This window comes from Sphingobium sp. TomTYG65 (assembly GCF_055395525.1).
Window position 1 is genome coordinate 415038 of the sequence record NZ_AP027331.1, and the last position, 21799, is coordinate 436836.

A 21799-nucleotide genomic window follows, 5' to 3' on the forward strand; every position below is an offset into this window, starting at 1 on the left:
GGCTAGTTCTTGGGTAAAGCAAAGGCGACGATGCTGTTGCGCCCTTCCGTCATAACGGAACTCATCTTGGCGATCGCGGGGTCGTAGGAACCGGCGGCAAGGGCGATGAACTGACGCCCTCCCGATTTGTAGACGGCGGGCACGCCGCCCGGCACCGACGGCAAGGGCGCTTGCCAGACCACCCGGCCGTTCGCCATGCTCCATGCCCGCAGCTTCCGGTCCTGCGTGCCTGCGAACAGCAGGTCGCCCGCCGTCGCGACGATGGTGCCGCGCGGGAACAGCGTGCCTGAATCCTTCAGGCCTGGCAGTTCGCCGAAGGGAACCTGCCACAGCTTCCGGCCGCTGTTCATGTCATAGGCGGTAAGGGTGGACCATGGTGTCGCGTTCGCGGGGAACATCTTCTTGCTGAAGAGGAAGTTATAGCCGGTCTTGAGCCTGATCGGCCCGCTCTTCGCGGCGGCCGTCGCCTCGCCCTGACCATCGGGGCCGGCAGCGGGCGCAGGCGCGCTCACCTTGCCCGCCTGCGCCTTGCTGAATCCCAGGAAGAGCAGCAGATCCTGCATCTCCTGCGTCTTGAGGTTGAACGCGGGCATCACCGCGCGGCCACGCGTCACGATTTCGCTCACCTGAGCCGCCGTCCGGCGCGTCGCGATCTCCGTCAGCGCCGGAATGGCGGGCGGCTGACCAGCGCGCTTCTCACCATGGCAGGTCGAGCAGTTCTGCGCATAGACCGCCGCGCCCAGATCTTCTGCGCTGGCGCCTAGGAACATGGTGCGCGGCTTGTCGGAAGGCGGCTCCATGCGCAAGATGGCCGGGACATCCATCCCCACTACAAAAAACCGGCCATTGCGCGGATCGACCGCCCCATTGCCCCAATTCGTCCCACCCGAGCTGCCCGGGATCTGCAAAGTCCCCCGTCTGCTCGGCGGCGTGAATATCCCTCCGTTGCGGAGCCCACCGATCATCGCCGCCACCTGCTTTCGCTCGGCCGGATCAAGATAGGGATTGAGATCAGCTGCCGTCATATGCTGGCGCACGAACGGTTCGGGCACCGTGGGAAATGGCTGGGTGGGAGACGCCTCTTCTCCCGGAACGTCGCTCCTGGGGACCGGTCGCTCCTCGATCGGAAAAACGGGCCGTCCCGTACGCCGTTCAAAGGTGTAGATGAACCCGGTCTTGCCCGCGACCACAACCGCCTCGATCCGCTTTCCACCACGGTTAAGCGTCAGCAATTTGGGCGCTTGAGGCAGGTCATAATCCCACAGGTCGTGATGGACGGTCTGGAAGTGCCACAGCCTCCTGCCAGTCCGGGCGTCCAGCGCCACTAGGGAGTTGGCGTAGAGATTGCTGCCCTTGCGATTGACGCCGTAGAAATTATAGTCGGCCGACGCGAGCGGCACGAACAGGATGCCGTTGGCGGTATCGAGCGTCATCTCGCTCCAGTTGTTGACACCGCCCACCTTGTTCCAGGCGTCCATGGGCCATGTCTCATATCCCGGCTCGCCTGGCTGGGGGATGCTGTGGAACGTCCAGCGCAGCTTTCCGTCGCGGACGTCGAACGCGCGAATATAGCCCGGGGGGCCGTTCCATTCGTCGCCGCCCGTCGTGCCGACGATGATGAGGCCAGCGAAAATCCGCCCGGGAGATTGCGACTCGATGCGCTTGATGGTCGCTGGGTCGCGTCCCAGACCCTGTTTGAGATCGATCGAACCATTTTCGCCGAAGCCTGTCACCGGCTTTCCTGTCGCGGCCTCGATTGCATAGAGGCGGTCATGCTGATTGTAGAACAGCCTCCGCGGCTCGCCGCGCCCCCCGCTCCAACTGCTAAGCCCGCGCATGCGGACGCCATCGGCTTCGACGCGCCAAAGCTCCCTTCCTGTCGCCGGATCAAGCGCCAATATGCCGCCGCTATAGGGCACGAACATGCGACCATCGATGACCAGCGGATTGCCGTTTGACTGGCCATTATGGGGCAACGGAATGCTCCAGGCTAACTGAAGCCGATCGACATTGGCGCTGTTGATGTCCTCAAGGGGCGAAAATTGCGCGGAATCGGGACCGCCCAGATAATCGGGCCAGTCTCTGCTCGAATGAGGCATGCCGGTCCCTCCGCACCCCCCAAGCAGTGCCGCAGCCATGGCGAGGCCGCCAATCGCGCCATAAGGCTGTCGCCCGTACATTAACGATCCCCTCCAAAGGACTTATGCCCGCACAATTTAGGCCGCGGTCAGCGTGTGAACGCCCGTGCCCCCAGCCGCTCCGAAAGCATCGAACGTGAAAGCCATCGCGGCTGGGTCAGCATTAAAGTAGAGATATCTATATATATTATGGCTGGCAAGAGGTTGCATGATTTGCTCGCCGATGACATTTCCTTCGCGGGGAGATATTGAGCTGAGCTCGGAACCGGTGAACGCCGGTTGAACACAAGGTCGGTTCGAGAGGAAAGCGGATTGCCAGAGGCCACAAAACAGGCGCGTACGACAGGGCGGAGGGGCCGCCCCTCCCGAGAGGGAGAGCGGGAGATTACGTTGGCAATCCTCGATGCCGCGCTCCAGCTTTTCCTGACCAACGGCTACGGCGCGACCTCGATGAAGCGCATCGGCGAGGAAGCAGGCGTCGCTCCCAACACGCTATATGCGCGTTTTCCCGAAAAGCCGGCGCTCTTCCGCGCAATCGTTGAATGGAAGGCCGCTGTCTGGAAGGTTACCAATCCTCCTCGCTATGCCAAGCCGGGGTCCTCGATATCCGAAGTGATCGAAGTCGCGCTCAATGCGATGTTCGATGCGATGGATCGTGAAGACGTGAGCGCCATGGGTCGGCTGCTCGCTCAGGAAACCGAACGTTTTCCTGAACTCGCGCAGATATATAGTGAAACTGCAGCCCGGGTGGGTCAGGAGGGCCTCATAGAGTCCATGCGGCGTAGCAGCGATTGCGGTTTGTCCGAAAAGGAATTGTCGGATCTGGCCAATACGATGGTGGAATGCGCGACAGGCCACATGAATCGGCGGATGTTCAACGGCAATAGCGGCCAAGAGAGCCACAGGCGAGCGGCCAAGCGCATCGCCAAACTGCTGTCGTACGGAGCTGCACGGCGCTGAACCAACTTATAGCGCAGCGGCGCACGACACTAAAATATATAATGCACTCTTGTTTATTGTTAAAATTGGCTTCATTCTAGCAGCAGCGCGCCCGTCCTAGATAGGACCGCGCAGAAGCTAAGGAAATGCCCGGATGATCAAATTCTTTACGCCGGCCCTACTCGGCCTGGTCGCCGCCACTGCCGCTCAAGGTCAGCAGCCTGCAGACAGCACTGCAGCTGCCGCGCAATATTCGACTGAGAAGACCGATGTCGGTTCGCTGATCGACAATCCCCAGACCAAGACAATCGTCGACAAGCACATCCCGGGTTTCAGCAGCAATCCGCAAATCGACATGGCCCGCGGAATGACCCTCCGCGCAATTCAACCCTTTGCGGCCGATCAGGTTACTGACGCCGCCCTGAGCGCCATCGATGGCGACCTTGCGAAGCTACATGCTAAGTAAAACACATTCCGGCCTTCAGTCGTAACAGGCATTGGCCGGGGCGTACTTCGCGAGACCCTCGCCCCTGCTTTCAGGCAATTTGGCGCTTTTCAGATAGTGGCTAGTGGCTGGCAGCCAATGTAAATAGATAATTATTGTCATTTTAACTTTGCTGCAGCAGGACGGTCGTCTAGATGATCCCGATCACAATAGGACGAGTAGGGGCAGGGAGGAAAGGTCATGAAGCGCGCTCTCAAACTTCTTCTGGCGACTGGCTCAGCGCTGGCAAGTATGCCGGCACTGTCGCAGGACGGGTTATTGGAAGGTTTCCAAAATCCTCCGCAGGAGGCACGCCCGCGCGTGTGGTGGCATTGGCTGAACGGGGCCATTTCGCAGGAGGGCATCAAGCGGGATCTCGATTGGCTGCACCGTTCGGGGATCGGCGGCGTGCAGATATTCTACGGCGCTATGCCCAATAATGACGGCGTCGTCACGCCCCCCGTCCGCTACATGTCGCCCGAGTGGAAATCCGCCTTCCGCAGCGCGGTTACCCAAGCCGCCGACAAGGGCATGGAAGTCACCATTCCCACCTCCGCCGGCTGGAGCGAGACCGGCGCGCCCTTCGTCAAGGCTGCGGATGGGATGAAGAAATTCGTCTGGACCGAAAGGGATGTGGCCGGCGGACGGCGCTTTCAGGGCGCGCTGCTACGCCCCTCCGACACAGCTGGGCCGATCGGCGGCATCGAATTTGGCGAAAACAGGCTGACACATGGCGCGATCGGTCCCCAGCCGCCGCGCCTTTATGTCGACAGCCGCGTGATCGCCTATCGCGTGCCGGCGACGGAACATGCGCTGCCCTTGCCCAAGGTCACGACTTCCAAAGGCGAAGTGCCGGCAGCCGGACTGTTCGACGGACGACTGGTGAAAGCGATCGAGATCGACCGTCCTTCCAACAAGAATCCGGGGTGGGTCCGCTTCGATTATCCGAAGCCTGTCACCCTCCGGTCGCTCACGGTGGTTCTGGAGCCCAAGAAACCCGAAATCGCCGTGTCGACAGAAATTCCGGCTAGGCTGGAGGCCAGCGAGGACGGTGTCACCTTCCGCAAGGTGGCCGACATAAGCGCAGGCGCGTTCACGCAGAACACGAACAGCTTCGCCCCCATCACCGGCCGCATCTTCCGCGTGATCCTGCAACCTGCGCCCGCCACGCTCCCCGCTTTGGACATGGCGCCCGGCGCGCTGCTGCAACCCGGCCTTGCCCTGGCTCCCCCCGGCAAGACGTTGACCATCTCCGAAATGGCGCTGAGTGGCGACGCCCGCATCGAACGATTCGAGGAAAAGGCGGGATTCGCGTCTCTGCCCGATTATTATGCAGTGCCGACGCCTGCCGCCGCTTCGGGACAGGTCATCACGAAGTCGAGCGTCGTCGATCTGACCAGCCGGATGAAGGCCGACGGAACCCTGGACTGGACGCCGCCCAAGGGGCGCTGGCGTGTGGTCCGGCTGGGCTATTCGCTGACCGGCCATATGAACGGCCCCACCACGGCCGATGCCACGGGTCTGGAGGTCGATAAGCTGAGCGCCCCGCGCGTGCAGGCTTTCATGAACCAGTATCTCGATCAATATGCGCAGACGCTTGGTCCCGACCTAGTCGGCAAGCGCGGCGTGCAGGCGACGCTCAATGACAGCATCGAGGCTGGATTCCAGAACTGGACCGACGACATATTGGACCAGTTCGCCAGAAGGCGGGGCTATAATCCGGCGCCCTGGCTGCCAGTCCTGACCGGCCGCATCGTCGAAAGCGCCGCCGCCAGCGACGCATTCCTGTATGACTTCCGCCGCACTCTCACGGATCTGATGGCGGAAGCGCATTATGGTTCGGTCGCGCAGGTCGCCCATGCGCGCGGCCTGACGGCTTATGGCGAGGCACTGGAGGCGCCCAACCGTCCCTCGCTTGGCGACGATCTGGCGATGCGCAGCCATGCCGACGTGCCGATGGGCGCGATGTGGACTTTCAAGCCCGACAAGGGGCCGCAGCCCGCCCATGCCGCCGACATAAAGGGTGCGGCCTCCGCCGCGCATCTTTACGGGCGGGCCTATGTTGGCGCGGAATCCATGTCGTCCATGTTCCAATATTGGGCGGCGAGCCCGCGCGAATTGAAGCATGTGGCCGACACCGAGTTCGCGCTGGGCGTGAACCGTTTCTCCATCCACAGTAGCGTGCATCAGCCGCTGATCGACAAGGCGCCTGGCCTCAGCCTGTGGCTGTTCGGCCAATATTTCAATCGCAACGAAAGCTGGGCGGAACAAGCGCGCCCGTGGGTGGACTATCTTGCCCGCACCTCCTGGATGCTCTCGCAAGGGCGCTACGCGGCGGACGTGGCCTATTTTTATGGCGAGGAAGCCCCCATCGTGACGCTCGCCGATCAAGGTCGCCTGAAGGACACACCTAATCGCTACGGCTATGACTTCATCAACGCGGACGCGCTGGCCGGCCTCACCTCCGTCAAGGATGGCGCGATCGTCACGCCGTCGGGCATGCGCTATCGGATCTTGCAACTGGGCGGCGCATCGCAGCGCATGACCTTGCCGACCCTGCGCCGCATTGCAGAACTGGCGGAGGCGGGCGCGGTCGTCCTGGGCGACAAGCCGTCCTCCTCGCCCAGCCTGGCGGACGACCCCGCCGCCTTCAAGGCGCTGGCGGACAGGCTCTGGGCCGGCGGCACGGAGACGCGCGTCGGCGCGGGCCGCATTCTTTCCGCCATGCCAGTGGAGGCCGCTCTTGCCCAGATCGGGGTAACGCCGGACCAGGAAGTGCTTGGCCGAACCGAAAACGCGCTGCGTTTCTTGCACCGGACTTTGGAAGACGGCGACCTGTGGTTCGTCAGCAATCCCGAAGGAAAAGCCTTCATGGCGGATGTGGCGTTCCGTGCTACCGGGCGTGCGCCCGAATTGTGGGATGCCGAAACCGGGACCCGCAGCCCCCTGTCCTACCGGACGGAAAACGGCCGCACCATCATCCCGTTGCGCCTCGAAAGCAGCGGATCGGCGCTGATCCTGTTCCGAAAGCCGACCGCCGAACCGGCGCGCACCGTGACCACGCCCACCGATCGCACGCTGGCGACGATCGAGGGGGATTGGTCGGTCCTCTTCCAGCCTGACCGCGGCGCACCCGCGGGCGCCGTAAAGACGTCTGTAGGTTCCTGGACCGACAGCAAGGAACCGGGCATCCGCTATTTTTCGGGCGTGGCGACCTATTCCAGGACCATCCGGGTTCCCCGTCGGATGGCGGGCAGCCGAACCATCCTGTCGCTCGGCGAGGTGAACGACCTTGCCGAACTGTGGGTCAACGGCAAGCATGTTCGTACGCTGTGGCACGCACCCTATCGCGTCGATGTGACCGATGCGCTTAAGCGCGGAGACAACCGTATACAGATCAAGGTGGCGAACCGCTGGATCAACCGGCTGATCGGCGATGCGCAGCCCGGCGCGGCCAAGGTCGCCTGGACCGTCGCGCCCGCCTATTCGGCCAAAGCTCGGCTTCTGCCATCCGGCTTGATGGGGCCTGTCACCCTGATCGAAACGCGTGACTGACGAGAAAAAAACGGGCCGCCACCATGACTGCCATGATGATCTCGTCATGGGCATACGGGCGACGGTGTGCCGGTCGCGAACATGCTCTTTGGCGAGGTCGATCCGGCACGGCTTGATCTTGACCTGACTGGCCCGCGCTTTCTCCTGCGGCCGATCCAGCCTTCGCGAGGCCCGAAAGCAGCAAGTTTATCGTCCACACCGGACGCCATAGGAGGCGGCAGGGCAGCGCTCAATGCGCCACCCTGCCGTCCTTTTTACCATTTCAGTGTGAAGGCGTCCGCAAGTGCCTGCTGCACCGCGGCTTCGAATCTCCGCGAAATGGCGGCCTTGGATGCCGCGCCTTCGAACCCGTGAAACGCGCCGGGCACGACATGGAGTTGGGTCGGGATACCCGCGGCCACCAGGCGGTTCGCATAATCCACATCCTCTTGCAGGAACAGGTCGATCGATCCCACGCCGATGAAGGTCGGCGGCAATCCCTTGACGCTCTCGACCCTAGCGGGCACCGCGCCCTTGGGGGGGCGGGCAGAGCCGGGCTTCACGCCGAGGAAGGACGCCCAACCGAAGCGGTTGGCGGCCGCATTCCAGGTGATGCCGCCCATCGGCCATGGCACGGCACGGGTGCTGCCGGTGCGATCGTCGAGCATTGGATAGGTCAGCATCTGGAACAGGATAGGTATCTCGCGCCGGTCGCGGGCGGCGATCGCCAGCATGGCGGCAAGCCCGCCCCCGGCGCTGCTTCCCATCAGGGCAATCCGGCCGGTATCGACGCCGAGCGTCGCCGCATTGCCGTGCAGCCATTTGAGCGCGGCATAACAGTCCTCCAGCGGGCCGGGAAACGGCGTTTCGGGCGACAGCCGATAGTCGACGGTCACGATCACGCAGTCGAGCGCCTTGGCGAGTTTCAGCAACTTGGCCGTTTCCGCCGCCGCATTTCCCGCGATGAAACCCCCGCCATGGATGTACAGAATGGCGGGGCGTCCGGATGCGCCCGCCTGTTCGTTCAGGACATAGACCGGCAGGTCCGGCGCGCCATGAGCGCCCGGCACGCGCACCAAACGCGCGGCAGGATCGGCGGGCGCGCCCACCAGCACCTTGCGCAGGCCCGGTAGCGCAGCGCTCGTCATCTCGCCGGCCGATTGGAATTTGAGGAAAACCGGAACCAGAGGGCGTAGTTCGGGATGCACGAACGGCGTGATATCGCCAGTCTGGATCACCGGCTCCGCAGCCGCCGCGTCCGCGAATTTCCCCTCGCTCACCAGGGACATCAGCCCGACTCCGGCAAGCAGCCCCATTTCCCTGCGATTGAAGTTCATGATCTTACCTTGTTACACTAAGTAGAGCGAATTAGCCCTGATCTCGGCGATCACCATCAACCGCCAGCACCGGAGGTTCTTGCGCGCGCTATGCGCGAGGACAGCTTTCGCTAGGAAATGAGGGGGGCCGGAAGCAGCCTCCCGACCCCCAAACTTGCAAGTTATTAGAGTAATCAATCGCTCCCAAAGGTGAAGCGGGCCGTGATCCCGATTTCTCGAGGTGCGCCGTAGCGAACCTCATGATATCCCGTGTTGATAAGGGGGTCAGCTGAGGCGCCTATGACATTCGCGATGATTTCGGAACCTCGGAAGGTCAGCTTCTGAGTATCGAACAGGTTCCTCGCAAACAAGGTAATCTCCAGGCCCGGAACAATCTCACGAGCGCCGACATAGAGATTCAGGATAGGTTCGGCAGCATAGGTGTTCGCTCCCGAAACTTCCGCCCTTTTGCCCTGATAAGTGAAGAGCCCGCGCACGAACGCTTCAGTATCACCAGAGAGCGGCTGTGTATATTCAGACTGTATGGTGAAATTCCACTTGGGCACCTCTGAGATCGGGCCATTAGACGTTCGGAAGAAAATCGGATTAGCTGCTGTAAACGCTCCTGCCAACTCGGCGTTTGTATCAGGCACGCCGTCTCCGTTCAAATCGGGGCGAAACGGCACTTGCGCATTTTTGAATTGCGACTTGGCGTATGCCACGTTGCCCGACGCAGTCCACCGGTCACTGATTTTGACGGAGAGATCAGCCTCAAAGCCACGCACGCGGGCATTGCCCGGGAACACAACCTGGCCAGAGCCCACGCCAAATGCAGTCCCGCAAAGTCCTTGGGCTTGCCCTGAGCCAGTGCAGAAAGGAACATCACCCGCAACACTATTAAAGCCCTTATAATCTTGCTGGAATATGTCGAAGTTAAAGCGAACACGCTTGTCAAAAAAGTCTCCCTTGAAACCAACTTCATACGAATCGCTCTTTTCCGGCGTGAGGGTCCGGAGGAAATCTAGCGCCGGCAAATCCACGCCGCGATTGGCTCCTGGTCCGCGGAAACCGCGACCATAAGAGAAATAGACGATTTTATCGTCGCCGAGATGCTGCACGATCTTGGCGTCGTATACCCACGCCTTGATGTCCCTATTTGAAGGAGAATCGAGTAACGGCTGCGTCGGCGTCTGCAGCACCAGCGGCGGTAGGGGCGGCGGCAGCGGAATTGCGAGCGTGTCGCGCACGCCGTTCGTCGTCAACCAGAACTGGAAGCCCTGATCTCGTTTAAAATGAATACGGCGAGCACCAAAGGTGATGTCGGTACGCGTCGGCAAGTGGAGGGTGCCGCTGGCGAAGGCCGATTTTTCAACACGTGTCTCCGGGATGAGGATGTCACTGCCCAGCAATGTAGCGGGACCGGAAGATGGATTAGCCGTCGGTGAAACGACATAGCCGCGATTTGATCCGACATTAGTGGGCACCCGGTTTGCGTTCTTGAGATAGTTCAGACCTACTGAATAGTCGAACAGACGGTCTCCGCCCATAGAGTCCAGGCGCAACTCGTGCATCGTTCCTTTTGTATCGACAAGGAAAAGTTGACCTGGCGAGTAATTAAGGACAGCGTTACCGATATCTGTGTCACCGGAATTAAGACCAGTATAGGACTTGAATTGAGAAACACCAAAAATATAACTTAGAGACGCTTCGTTGGCGATGTTCAGCTTCGCGTTAATTGAAGCATTGTTGGATGTAAATTGCCGAAGAGTAGTATTCTCCTGAACGACAATCCCGTCGCGGCCATCGTTGATGACAGGGCCGTTGTAGCCTGCCGGGAATGGCTGCGTCGCTGTCGGTACAAAACCCGTTCCCTCGACCCTGGTAAGGTCATAGGGATTGGCCCGCATATACTGATAATAAGCGAAGATGCTGAGCGGATTGATCGGCTGGAACAGCATCGAAGCGCGGATGCTCTTCGTATCCGCATGCGACTTGACGCCCGTTACGGGGTTGTGAAGGTCGCCATTCCGATTGACATCATAAAGACCAGCGATTCGGAAGGCGAGCTTTTCCTTGATTACGGGGATATTGACTGCAGCCTGGCCGTTGAAGCTTGGCTGGTCAGTGCCGGTTGCTATGAACGTGCCGCCATAATCGTTGAGGTCAGGCCGCCGAGTGCCAATCGTGATCGAACCTACAGGGGCCGCAACGCCGCGCAAAGTACCTTGTGGGCCGCGCAGGACTTCGATCTGCCCTACGTCATAGAGACCCTGGAACGCCACGAAATCATTGACCGGCACTTCGTTCAGGTAAATGACGACTGCAGCTGGAGCCGAAGTGGTAACGGTGCTGCTGATACCGCGCAGAGATGTGACCGTGCCCTGGTTGCCCGATTGGCGAAACGACAGGCCAGGCGATAGCACCTGAATGTCCTGGAAAGTCTTGATCTGCAGATTTTCAATTTGCGCGCTGGTGATGGCGGTTACCGTCACCGGAACGTCTTGCAGACGCTCGTTCCGGCGCGTGGCCGTCACGATGATATCCGGACTCTCGACCTGGGCCGAAGGGGAAGTTCGAGGCGCAACATCGGCGCCGCTTGCCGGCTGGCCAACTTGAGCCTGCGCGGCCGCAGCAGACGCCAGTGTCCAGAGCGCTACACCTGAAAATCGCAACGCGGCCCTGCTTATTCCAATAGCCATATAATCCCCTCCTAATTGGCCGATTCAGCCGTCGATCTACGCGAGATCGTTCCTCCTCAAGGGCGGCGGGCTCGTGTCGAGCTTCTGCTTCCGCCAATATGATTTACTACTACATAATAGAAAGGGCAAATCATTTTAACCACACGCCGCCGTTGAGATTTGGGCTTCGCTTTTGACGAATTTGCCCGGGCTTTGAATCGCGAATGCTTGGCGGATATCCTTCGAGCCATGAAAATCCAGCTGCGCCCCAACATGCTGTCGGATTGCTAGCAGCTTCGAAAATACTTGCCCATTTTTCAAAGGGAGTTGATTAAAGATAACGTCTCTTGGCCATACGTTGGACATATCGCTGCCGATCCCAGACACGGCCATACGCGTCAGCCGAGGCTCCGCGCACAGCTACGGGCCGCCTTAATATTAATACGCACGGCCTACTTATCGACTTCCTCAATAGCCCATAAGGCGCACGTCTACCGCCGTTCCGACCAAGCTCACCACGAGGCCAACCATTCCGGGGCAAAAGTCACCCATCTTTCATATGTCGGGGCCGATCAAATCGCAGCGATCTGATCGCGCCGACGCCCCGAATGGTAGGAGTCCCTCACCCGTTTCTGCTTGGAGAATTTCCCCACTCCTAGGAAGAAACCTCGGACGCGAAAGCCTCCAGATCGATCATGGAAGAGATCGCCACAGAGCTGGGAACAGGAAGGCTGTCCGGCAGCGACACTCCATCCTTCGGCCAGATCATCACAACAGCTTCGCAGATAGAATCCACCGGCTTGCAGGCGAGAATGTCTTCGATCGGTCCGGACTGCATATACAGGCTGATGCGATTGCTCGCCGCGCCGAACCTTTGCGCGACTGCCGCCGCAAACTGCGCGGTTCCTTGCGAGAAATTCTCCGCAGACGCATCAAGTGGCCGCCGCAACAAGATCGCCCGCTTGAGTACGGGACCTTTGAGGAACGGCAGAGCCGCGCCAGAGATCAGAGCCTCGCGTACCTCCATCACATGAGTGCTCTTCCAATTCGGATCGTTTGGTTTGCCGCACATTCTAGGCTTGGTTGCGCCAGGGCGTGAACCGAATTCGGAGATGATATCGAACGGCGGCTCCGTGCCAACGGCGCGGCGAACGTAATTTCGCTCATAATGAACTATACCCCACTTCGCAAAGATGGGAAGCGCGCCCGGGGCATGATGCCCTTCATACCCTTGAAATAGTTGGGTGGCGTTCACTTCAGGCCGTTTGGCAATGAACGACCAGCCTAATGTCAGACCAGGCTTCGCAGCTTGCATTTCTGAGGCCACCGCTGAGAGCTTTGATGTCACTGACAAAGTCGAAAGTACCGCTCCGCCGCGCAAGAACTGACGGCGCGTACCATTTGAAAAGCGCTCCTCATCCATTTCTTTTATCTCCTATCCGTGTATTATTCAATATGTACTCACTAACCGAGAAATTTACGGTGTGCTGTATATATAGCCACATTTATGATTTCATCGAATTTATACATAAGCAATAAATACTTGATTTTTTCTAGGCTCAGGACCTATTAAATTGCTTGCAGGGATGCAGATCGGTTGATTCAATGGCGGCGCAAGGAGGCGTTGTCATGAGTGATCTGATCTGGTTGGAGGCGCAGATGCGCCGGATCAAGCCATATTTTCCGCTGTCCCACGGCGTGCCGCGAGTGGATGTGAATCGGCCTGCAATATTGACCCCGTTTCTGGGGTGGTAGGCGTCCAAAATTGACCCCCTGAACGATTGCGGTTCACGCTCTTGCACTTTGTTGCTGCGGGAGCGGGTGGGAGATGCTGATCGTGGAGACGGTGGCGCGCATCCGGCGCGAGTTTTTCGTGAAGGGCAAGTCGATCAAGGAGATCGTGCGGGATCTTGGCGTATCGCGGAACACGGTTCGCAAGGTGTTGCGCTCGGGCGAGACGGCTTTCACATATGAGCGCAGCATACAGCCTTTGCCGAAATTGGGGCCATGGGCGTCGGAGCTGAACAAGCTGCTCGACGCGAACGACCGCAGGGCGCGGCGCGAACGGTTGACGATGGTCAGGCTGTTCGAGGAACTACAGGGACTTGGCTATCGGGGCGGTTACGATGCGGTCCGGCGATATGCTACCAACTGGCATCGAGAGCGTTCGGCAGTGACGGCGGCGGCCTATGTGCCGCTGAGCTTTGTTCCGGGGGAGGCTTACCAGTTCGACTGGAGCCATGAGGTCGTGGTCATTGCCGGGGTGACGACGACAGTGAAGGTCGCGCACGTGCGGCTTTGCCATAGCCGGATGTTCTATGTGCGGGCCTATCCGCGCGAGAGCCAGGAGATGGTGTTCGACGCGCATGACAAGGCGTTCGCCTTCTTCGGCGGCGCCTGCCAACGCGGGATTTACGACAATATGAAGACGGCGGTCGATGCGATCTTCGTTGGACGGGAGCGGCAGTACAACCGGCGCTTCCAGCAGATGTGCGGGCATTATCTGGTTGAGCCTGTTGCCTGCACGCCGGCATCGGGCTGGGAGAAAGGTCAGGTCGAGAATCAGGTGGGGCTAGTCCGTGAACGCTTCTTCACGCCCCGGTTGCGGTTCAAGAGCTACGCCGAGATGAACGCATGGCTCGAGGATCGCTGTGTCGCGCGATCGAAGCACGCTGCACATCCCGAGTTGAAGGACCGGACGGTCTGGGAAGTGTTCGAGACTGCGGATCGTCCCGCCCTGATCGCCTATCGCGGGCCGTTCGATGGCTTCCATGCCCTCCCTGCGTCAGTATCGAAGACGCTGCTGGTGCGGTTCGACTATAATAAATACTCGGTGCATGCGGCGGCAGCGGGGCGCCCGGTGGAAATCCATGCCTATGCCGATCGCATCGTTATCCGGCAGGAAGGCGAGATAGTGGGCGAACATGCCCGCCGGTTCGGTCGTGACCAGACGATCTATGATCCCTGGCATTACGTCCCGGTACTGGCAAGAAAGCCCGGCGCACTGCGTAACGGCGCGCCGTTCAAGGACTGGTCGCTTCCTCCAGCAATCGAGCGGGTGCGCCGCCGCCTTGGCGGCCATGCTGATGGCGATCGCCAGATGGTCGGCATCCTGACGGCGGTCATCAGCGATGGACTTGATGCGGTCGAAGCCGCCTGCGCCGAGGCGTTGGCCGGCGGCACCGTCAGCCGCGATGTCGTGCTCAACATCCTGACCCGTCAGCGTCAGCCATCGGCGCCGCTGACCATCGCTACGCCCGAGGCGCTCCGGCTCCATCACGAGCCCGTCGCCGACTGCGCCCGTTACGATAGCCTGAGGAGGTTCTATGGAACGTCATGAGATCCTGGAGATGATGGGGACACTCAAGCTTGCGGGCATGCGCCACGCCTATGACGAGGTGATCGCCGATGCGGTGAAGCGACAGCATGGCCCAAGTCGTGTGGTCGGTGATCTGCTGAAGGCCGAGATCGACGAAAAACAGGCGCGCTCAATCAAATATCAGATGACGATCGCCAAGCTGCCGCTGGCCAAAGAAATTACGGCGTTCGACTTTGCCGGAACCCGATCAACGAGGGGCTGGTGCGCGATCTGGCCACCGGCGCCTTCCTGGCCAACCAGCGCAATGCTGTACTTGTCGGAGGAACGGGGACCGGGAAAACCCACCTTGCCATCGCGATCGGTCGCTCCTGCGTGCGCACCGGCGCCAGGGTCAGATATTATAACACCATCGACCTGGTGAACCGGCTCGAAGCCGAAACCCGCGCCGGAAAAGCGGGGCGCATTGCCGACCACCTGTCCCGGCTCGATCTGGTGATCCTCGACGAACTGGGCTATCTGCCGTTCGCGCTGTCGGGAGGGCAGTTGCTGTTCCACCTCGTCAGCCGGCTCTATGAACAGACCTCCATCATGGTGACCACCAACCTTGCGTTCGGCGAATGGCCCTCGGTGTTCGGCGACGCCAAGATGACCACCGCGCTGCTCGACCGGCTCACGCATCATTGCGACATTATCGAGACCGGCAACGAGAGCTGGCGCTTCAAGAACCGCGAAGCCGCCTGAAAGCCCCGATGAAACGCCATCGGCATGGGGGTGAGCCGGCTGCGGGCTACGCCCGCCACCGCCTCACCCCCATGCCGACAATCCTCGCTCACCATTAGGGGGTCAATGTTGGACGCTTATCGAGGGTGAATATCCGGTGCCGATTGACAGCTTGCCGGCGGCATTGCACATGATTTCAACAATCTGATGACGGTCATGCGCGGTTCGGCAGACCTGATGTTGAGGCTGCCCGACATGCCGCTCGAAAAACGTAACCGATATTTGTCCGTCATGGTGGAGACCGCAGAGCGGGCAACGAGCCTGACCTCACAATTATTGGCCTTTGCCCGACGCCAGCCGCTGGAACCGGAAGTCATGGACCTTAGTGTCCGTCTGGACGCGATGGGGGAGATGCTGCAGCGCACGCTTGGAAGCCTCTATGAAGTGGAGCTTGACCTTGCTCCGGCACTGTGGCGCGTCGAGATAGACCCGACTGGCCTGGAAGCTGCCTTGCTCAATGCGGTTCTGAATGCGCGCGACGCGATGCCCGAGGGCGGCCGGATCACCATTTCAACGGAAAATGCCCCGACGCGCGAGGGCGACGGCGTCATATTGGCGATCAGCGACACAGGAGAAGGGATCCCGCCGGAGACGCTCAGGCGCGTCTTTGAGCCCTTCTTCACAACCAAACCCACGGGCAAGGGTACGGGTCTGGGCCTCTCCCAGATCCATGGCTATGCGGTTCAATCGGGCGGTACGGCCCGGATACACTCAGAGGTTGGCAAAGGTACCCGCGTGGAGCTTTGGCTTCCCCGCACCCAGAAGAAGCGGCAACCGGACATGGCCGCGCCCGACCAGACTAGGCGCTTCCCGGGATTGAAGGTGCTTGTCGTCGAGGATAGCGAGCACGTTCGCTACTTTGCCCGGCAACTGCTGGACGATCTTGGCTGTGATGTCATCGAGGCGTCGAACGGGCACGAAGCGCTAGAACAGCTAAAGGAACATGAGGTCGGTTTGATCTTCTCCGACATCGTAATGCCGGGGATGAGCGGGCTGGATCTGGCAAAGCAGATCCGCGAGACATACCGGGACATTCCGGTACTTCTCGCAAGTGGCTACAGCAGCAAACAGTTCATCCCTCAGGATGAGCGAGAGTTCCCTATTCTTCGCAAGCCCTATAAGCTGGAGACGCTCACGGCTGCGATCGGCCAACTCATGAGCGATCCATCTCGCAGGGCAGACGACACAAACGATAAGCGATGACATCGTTGCGATAAATTGCCTCTATTGCCCCTCCTACCGGCCAATGGAATATCCACGTCGAGATGCCGCGCTTCTGGTTTACGCTCTCGACCCTTTCCGGCCGTTCAGCAGCCAATTGCCGGCGCTCAGCTGCGGAGCGTCAGGTCTTCATCCAACCTCCCGTACGTGGGCCCATGCCTGTCAGCTTTCAAAACTGCAGCATTTCCGAGGAGGCCAGGAAATCACGATTTGCGTATAAATAGAGAAGAATTGTCATCTTCATTCGAAATTTGAAGATCTCCAGTCGCAATCTTATCTTCCACTTTCTTATACTTTATGCGCGTCCGCACACCCGTTTTCGGATCGATAACGCTCACAAATTCGTTTCGTCCAAATTTGGGCCTGCTGATCGATCGTTGTTCGATCTCCTTAGTCGCTGCCTGCTTCAGTCTATCTATAAGGGAAGAATATTGTAGCGCATTCACATCGCCAATAGTGCTCGTGGGCGAGACGAGTGAAAGTATCTCGCGCGCCGCTTGTATCGATCGATCGTAGTCATCCTCCAGTCGGTGCACCACCATTTCCTGGTAAACAAAGAAAGCAAACATCGCCGCGCTTTTTTCGGATAGTGACACTTGATTACGTCGAACAAAGTTCATAATCCGCTTAGCGGCTTCAATATTTCCGCGATTAAGCTCTTTCCCGACGCGATTTGCCAACGCTATGGTGTCGTTGGCCGACAAGTATTCAAGCGCTTCTGGCTCCCGCACGAGGCGCCAATATACCTCGAACGCCGCGTCTTCATCACTGTCATCTGACCTCGCTAACCAGATTGCCGCAGCGTTCAATTTTTGCTTAAGGAGGGACTGCCGCACAGTTTCAGAGTCTGTCAGCGCATGTCGCAACAGCGTTCTGAGCTGAAAGGAGTCCGTCTGCCAGTCCATTGATGTTGCTAAACTAAATATCGTTTCAAATCGACCAGCATCCGACCGCCTTTGCGCAATTTCTAGGAGGCTTTCAAAAACCTCTGGCCGCTTTAATTTAATAGCAATGCTAAGCAGCTTTGCCATATCGCTCTCATCAAAGCCAAGCATCCCTCGCGCTTTGCTGTACGGCACATCTTCATCAATGAGTATTTCGGACACCTCAGTCAGGATCGCGCCGTACTCCTCGTCGTTCTCGGCTTGCTGCAACCGCACTGATGCAAAAGCTGGCTTCATCCGCGGAGCTGCCGCGTCGTTAGCCGCTTCGTAGGCCTGCTTAGCCTCTACATCTCTTCCTTGAGTGGCATAAACCTGGCCAATATTATAATAAGCCGCGGAGATTACTTCGCACTTTTCGTCCTCTTGAAGGTTATCATCGTCCGGTGCCTGAGATATAACATCTTCGTTTATCCCGATAATCTTCTGAGAATATTGGGAAATAGACTTTTTTAAATAAGCCGTTCCTAGTGCATGCTTAGATCGTAGAGTATATGGACCAGCGGCAGTAGAAAGAACGGTCAATATCTCGATTGCCTCGTCCACTCTTCCCACCATCATTACCGAGAGACCCTTATGATAGTTGAGCATAGATCGTACTTCTACCGATCTACTCTGCCTTGCAGCCAGATCCAGCACAACTGCTGCATCATGATATTCAGCCGCATGATATAGGACCATCCCATACTGAAGCATTTCTATTTCGTCGAACGTATCGACCGTACCGCCAGAACTTAAGTACTGCCGAAATAGTTCGATGGCTTCTGAATACGCTCCGCTCGTGTAACGACGGCCAGCAGCGGTCAGTAACCCCTTCTGTCCCGCTTCCACTTGCGCCAACCATGTCTCTGACAAAGCGTGTTCAATGACTCGGTTCTTGATTGCAGGTGACGCGTTCGCCGATGCTGTTGTTATTCCCGCCAGATAAAGTTTGCTCCTCGCTCGATCGTCGAGCGTCTCACCTTTTCCATATAGGAGCGCGACCAATGCCGTCCGCACCTCCGGATCGTTCTCCGCTAGCGCACGTATATGATCCAAGGGCGCCCTATCATACCGCGTGAGATACAATTTCTGAATTACAGCATCCACCGATGTTGCATCGAGCACCTCAGATGACGAAGCTACATCTTCAAGCGCAGAGTACACGTCCCAGGTCATTCGCGGATTACCGCTCGTCCACCCGTAAACGGCTTCTTGTACATCCAGATCGAAGCGGATTTGTGCTTTCTTCAGGAGTGTTGACACTTCCGATCTGCTAAAGTCGTTTAAGTATATTTTCTCACCGATGTTAAATGGCGAAATATTTTTATCTTTTATCAGGTCAGTTGGTTCGGCGACTCCAGACAGAACATAAGTCAACCGTTCGTAAATTGCATGATTCGCACGCGCAAAGTACATGCTTCTTACTTGCGATAATATCCTGTCAGAATATGACTGCCCTACAAGCGAATCAATTTCATCCAGAATGATAATTACGCGTTCTTTGCCTGATGCCGTGAGTACGCGACGCAAATGCCGATCGTATTCAACGCTCGCATCGACTTCTGTTCCATTGCGGTCGCTGTCAATCGCAAGCCGAACATGATCAATCGGAAGCGCTTCAAGAAGACTGTCAATAAGGTGCCGAAACAGGCCCCTAGCGTCACTGAAGCCGATTGACAGGTCAATGTATACAGCTAACTCGCCATGCGCTTCCCGCCGGCGCTTCATACGTAGCAAGAGGTTAGTCTTACCCATCTGTCGAGCGACCAGGATATATCCTGGCCGACCCATCTCATCGATAACCTCATTGAGCTGACGGTCCGCATCTCGGTCCACGTACAGATCATCTGGGACAATCGTGCGGGCGCGCAGCGCCTTACTCCGGGTGGTCACGACACAAGCTCCTTCTGCACCTGCTGGCAGAGACTATCAACCGATTGACTACCAGCGGTCCCGTTTCGATAGTGTCGAAAAACCATCTTGACGAAGCGCGGTGATCCCCGTGCGGCACGAGCAATTTGCTCTCGTTCATCAGCGGATAACTGCGACCGCACCGTCGGAGCTAGCAACTGTATCAGTCGGCCGACATCGATCGCGCTCCAGGTCTCCACTGGAAGAAACTGAATTTTCTCACGTGCTTTGCTCGACAAGCCCGAATTAGTCGAAGTTACCGCCTCGCGCGACGAAAACACGAATCGTACCTGACCATATAGTCTATCATCAGCATCAACCAACTCTAGGAAGCGAGCAATCACGTCTGCAGACTGACTGAGCACACTGCTATCGACCGGCATTTCCTCAATAAGGCTCGCCACTACCTTGTCTGCGCGAAGCTTAAGAAGTGCTCGCCTCGCAAGCGCTGAGTGCTCGGCGAAGTTTGCTGTTGTGGCAGCCCCTGTACCATCGTCGGCCAGGACAGACAGCTCGGAACATAGCGCAGCAAATAACTGCCGCTCATCATTGATCTCATGCCCGGACATATTGATGTGGCATAGCCGCCAGCCGCTTGAATATATAGCCCGACGGGCTGCGGCTGTCTTACCGATGCCAGAATCTCCAGTAAGCCAAACATGGCCGCGGCCAATAATATCAATCAGGATTTTGTCGAAAGATCGAACAAGATAGTATGGCTCGTTATATGGCGTATAAACGTCAAATAATGGGTCTGCGGGCCGCTCGAATGTTCTGACTATTGAGTCAGAGGGGGGCACGTCCGTTTTAACAACTTCACCAATGATAAATCGCTTTAGAGTCTTGTATCGTATGTCATCTAAATTCAGGGGAGATACGATTGATCTGTGATCTGCCTCGATGATGACAGACTTATTATCCCGGCCGATATATGGCGCCGCGCTATCAGCAGGAACGGTTCGGTCACATCCGCCGACGATGTAACGGACATTGATAGATTCTTCTACTTTAAGCTGCTCCCAGTCAACATTCAACGTGGCAAGCCCATCCTGATCCTTGCAAAGCGTTTTCAGCTGCCTATGCGGGAAGGAAAATAAAGAGCCCACATTTGCGAGAGTTGCGCCCGTGCTCGGAACGGCCAAGAGTGCCATATTGCTGACGTTAAGGCTTCTTCCTGAACGTATGGCCGAAGTGACCATATAACGGGCTATCAATCCGCCAAGGCTGTGCGCAACAATAGATATTGAGTCGCGTGTCCCATGCCTCTCTTCTATGAAGGTGCGCAATCCATCAGCTAGATCCCTCAAGCCGGGGAGCGGTGGAGTAAACGGCAATCTAACAAGCCTTGTCGGATATGCGTAGTAATCAATGGTGACATCTTTGAAATCAGGATCCAATTCCATGCACGCTGACATTTTTCCCCAGGTCGACTTGGGCGATCCGGAAAGACCGTGTACAAATATTATCGCGCTACCGCCCCGATTATTATGGCCGTTTTCTACAGGTTTATTGGCGAGCGATGAATACACTTAAGCATTTCCGTTAACAGCGTTTATAATTCCCGCCCAGAGACTGCGCTGGAACGAAGTTGAGTCGGCTGACTCTTATGGTTTATTTCCAGAATCTTTCACATAATGAGAGTTCGAGTCGCCCGGCATCGATGCGAAGACCTGTGACTCCGCCAACCGACTAGAACCCTGGCTGCCTGTGGCCGAGGGGGTCATACGAAATATGTGACTTCTTGTTGTCATGAAAAAGCTAGACCACCCCCAGAATACAGCGTCAATAGTCAAAACGGGAACCTTTGCATGGCTCCCTTGGCATAGGCCCGGATCTTCGCGATAGTCGGCTCCGGAGCAACGGTACTGAATTGCAGACGTTTCAATCGGGCGCCAGAGTGAGTTCGGCACGACCTTACCGCGAAAGATGCCGCTATCCGCGCCCGCGCGGAGGAGACCCTTGCGGCCATGATCGCCGCCGCGCTCGGACAGCAGGACACCGCCTAACTGGACTGAGACACGTCCCGCTCCGCACCAAACTGCCGGGACGTGATATCTACCAACGCCTGCACGATGGTGTGGGCGTCACGCACCTGCGCCTCCAGAGTTCGCGCACGCTCATGCTGAGCAGCGACCGTCTGCCGCCCCTGCCCTTCCATTGCCAACGTCGCACCATCTTCCAGCTGCGCAGTCAGCAGCGCAAATAGCCGGGATATGAGCTCCGCTTGATCGTCATCCATGCCTCACCTCAGGGCCACCAAGCCCGGCGGCGCCATGGAAGTCCAGAACCAGCTTTTCTGGCGAAGCGCCCTACGCGTTGAGCAGATCGCCCGGCGCTATGCCGAACGGCCCGGCGAGCTTCTCCACCACAGTGATGGTGGGATTGCGCCGCCCGCGTTCAATGTCGCTCACATAGGTGCGGTGGATGCCGGCACGGTCGGCATAATCCTCCTGGCTCCAGCCCTTCGCCTCGCGAAGCCGACGTACGTTAGACCCAAGGCGCGCCTGTATATCCACGCCCATCTTAAAGACGCCATGTCGCTTATCGATCTACAGA

Annotated in this window: 14 protein-coding genes and 2 pseudogenes; 8 read left to right on the forward strand and 8 right to left on the reverse strand. The window is 58.2% G+C overall.

Annotated elements, in window-relative coordinates:
• Positions 1-2: 2 nt before the first annotated feature.
• Positions 3-2180 (reverse strand): outer membrane protein assembly factor BamB family protein, encoded by a 2178-nt coding sequence (locus ACZ5Y5_RS15760; protein WP_464811440.1) that lies wholly within the window; start codon positions 2178-2180, stop codon positions 3-5.
• Between the two features lie 348 nt (positions 2181-2528).
• Between ACZ5Y5_RS15760 and ACZ5Y5_RS15765 the strand changes: the two genes are divergently transcribed.
• From ACZ5Y5_RS15765 to ACZ5Y5_RS15775, 3 genes are all read left to right on the forward strand, one after another.
• A complete protein-coding gene (locus tag ACZ5Y5_RS15765; protein ID WP_464811441.1) occupies positions 2529-3098 on the forward strand; it encodes a TetR/AcrR family transcriptional regulator in 570 nt (189 codons plus the stop codon).
• Between the two features lie 133 nt (positions 3099-3231).
• Positions 3232-3543, forward strand: coding sequence for a hypothetical protein (locus ACZ5Y5_RS15770; protein WP_464811442.1), 312 nt, complete (start codon positions 3232-3234; stop codon positions 3541-3543).
• 219 nt (positions 3544-3762) lie between these two features.
• Complete coding sequence (locus ACZ5Y5_RS15775) at positions 3763-7116, forward strand: glycosyl hydrolase (protein ID WP_464811443.1); 3354 nt, start codon at positions 3763-3765, stop codon at positions 7114-7116.
• A gap of 254 nt (positions 7117-7370) precedes the next feature.
• Here ACZ5Y5_RS15775 and ACZ5Y5_RS15780 read toward each other — a convergent pair whose 3' ends face one another.
• The 3 genes from ACZ5Y5_RS15780 to ACZ5Y5_RS15790 form a co-directional block, all read right to left on the reverse strand.
• The gene (locus ACZ5Y5_RS15780) at positions 7371-8432 is read right to left on the reverse strand and encodes an alpha/beta hydrolase (protein WP_464811444.1); all 1062 of its coding nucleotides are present in this window, start codon (positions 8430-8432) and stop codon (positions 7371-7373) included.
• Between the two features lie 173 nt (positions 8433-8605).
• Positions 8606-11110 (reverse strand): TonB-dependent receptor, encoded by a 2505-nt coding sequence (locus ACZ5Y5_RS15785; protein WP_464811445.1) that lies wholly within the window; start codon positions 11108-11110, stop codon positions 8606-8608.
• A 634-nt stretch (positions 11111-11744) separates the two neighbouring features.
• Positions 11745-12512 (reverse strand): hypothetical protein, encoded by a 768-nt coding sequence (locus tag ACZ5Y5_RS15790; protein ID WP_464811446.1) that lies wholly within the window; start codon positions 12510-12512, stop codon positions 11745-11747.
• A 206-nt stretch (positions 12513-12718) separates the two neighbouring features.
• On the opposite strand from ACZ5Y5_RS15790, the gene ACZ5Y5_RS15795 reads away from it, so the two are divergent.
• The 5 genes and pseudogenes from ACZ5Y5_RS15795 to ACZ5Y5_RS15815 all read left to right on the forward strand — a co-directional run bounded on the left by ACZ5Y5_RS15795 (position 12719) and on the right by ACZ5Y5_RS15815 (position 16391).
• Entirely contained in the window at positions 12719-12844 is a 126-nt protein-coding gene (locus tag ACZ5Y5_RS15795; protein WP_464811447.1) for a hypothetical protein, read from the forward strand.
• Between the two features lie 73 nt (positions 12845-12917).
• Positions 12918-14429 (forward strand): IS21 family transposase, encoded by a 1512-nt coding sequence (gene istA, locus ACZ5Y5_RS15800; protein ID WP_464811448.1) that lies wholly within the window; start codon positions 12918-12920, stop codon positions 14427-14429.
• Positions 14416-15149, forward strand: a pseudogene (gene istB, locus ACZ5Y5_RS15805) (IS21-like element helper ATPase IstB). Before istA ends, istB begins: the two are co-directional and overlap by 14 nt.
• Positions 15150-15308: 159 nt before the next feature.
• Positions 15309-15473 (forward strand): annotated as a pseudogene (locus ACZ5Y5_RS15810) (histidine kinase dimerization/phospho-acceptor domain-containing protein); the annotation flags it as partial.
• A gap of 30 nt (positions 15474-15503) precedes the next feature.
• Entirely contained in the window at positions 15504-16391 is an 888-nt protein-coding gene (locus tag ACZ5Y5_RS15815) for an ATP-binding protein (RefSeq protein WP_464811631.1), read from the forward strand.
• 221 nt (positions 16392-16612) lie between these two features.
• On the opposite strand, the gene ACZ5Y5_RS15820 is transcribed toward ACZ5Y5_RS15815, so the two are convergent.
• The 4 genes from ACZ5Y5_RS15820 to ACZ5Y5_RS15835 form a co-directional block, all read right to left on the reverse strand.
• Complete coding sequence (locus ACZ5Y5_RS15820) at positions 16613-19225, reverse strand: AAA-like domain-containing protein (protein ID WP_464811449.1); 2613 nt, start codon at positions 19223-19225, stop codon at positions 16613-16615.
• Positions 19222-20772, reverse strand: coding sequence for an esterase/lipase family protein (locus ACZ5Y5_RS15825; protein WP_464811450.1), 1551 nt, complete (start codon positions 20770-20772; stop codon positions 19222-19224). Before ACZ5Y5_RS15825 ends, ACZ5Y5_RS15820 begins: the two co-directional genes overlap by 4 nt.
• Positions 20773-21245: 473 nt before the next feature.
• On the reverse strand, positions 21246-21482 hold the full coding sequence (locus ACZ5Y5_RS15830) for a hypothetical protein (RefSeq protein WP_464811451.1): 237 nt from the start codon (positions 21480-21482) through the stop codon (positions 21246-21248).
• 70 nt (positions 21483-21552) lie between these two features.
• Positions 21553-21765: a helix-turn-helix domain-containing protein gene (locus ACZ5Y5_RS15835; RefSeq protein ID WP_464811452.1), complete on the reverse strand. Its 213-nt coding sequence runs from the start codon at positions 21763-21765 to the stop codon at positions 21553-21555.
• Between the last annotated feature and the right edge of the window lie 34 nt (positions 21766-21799).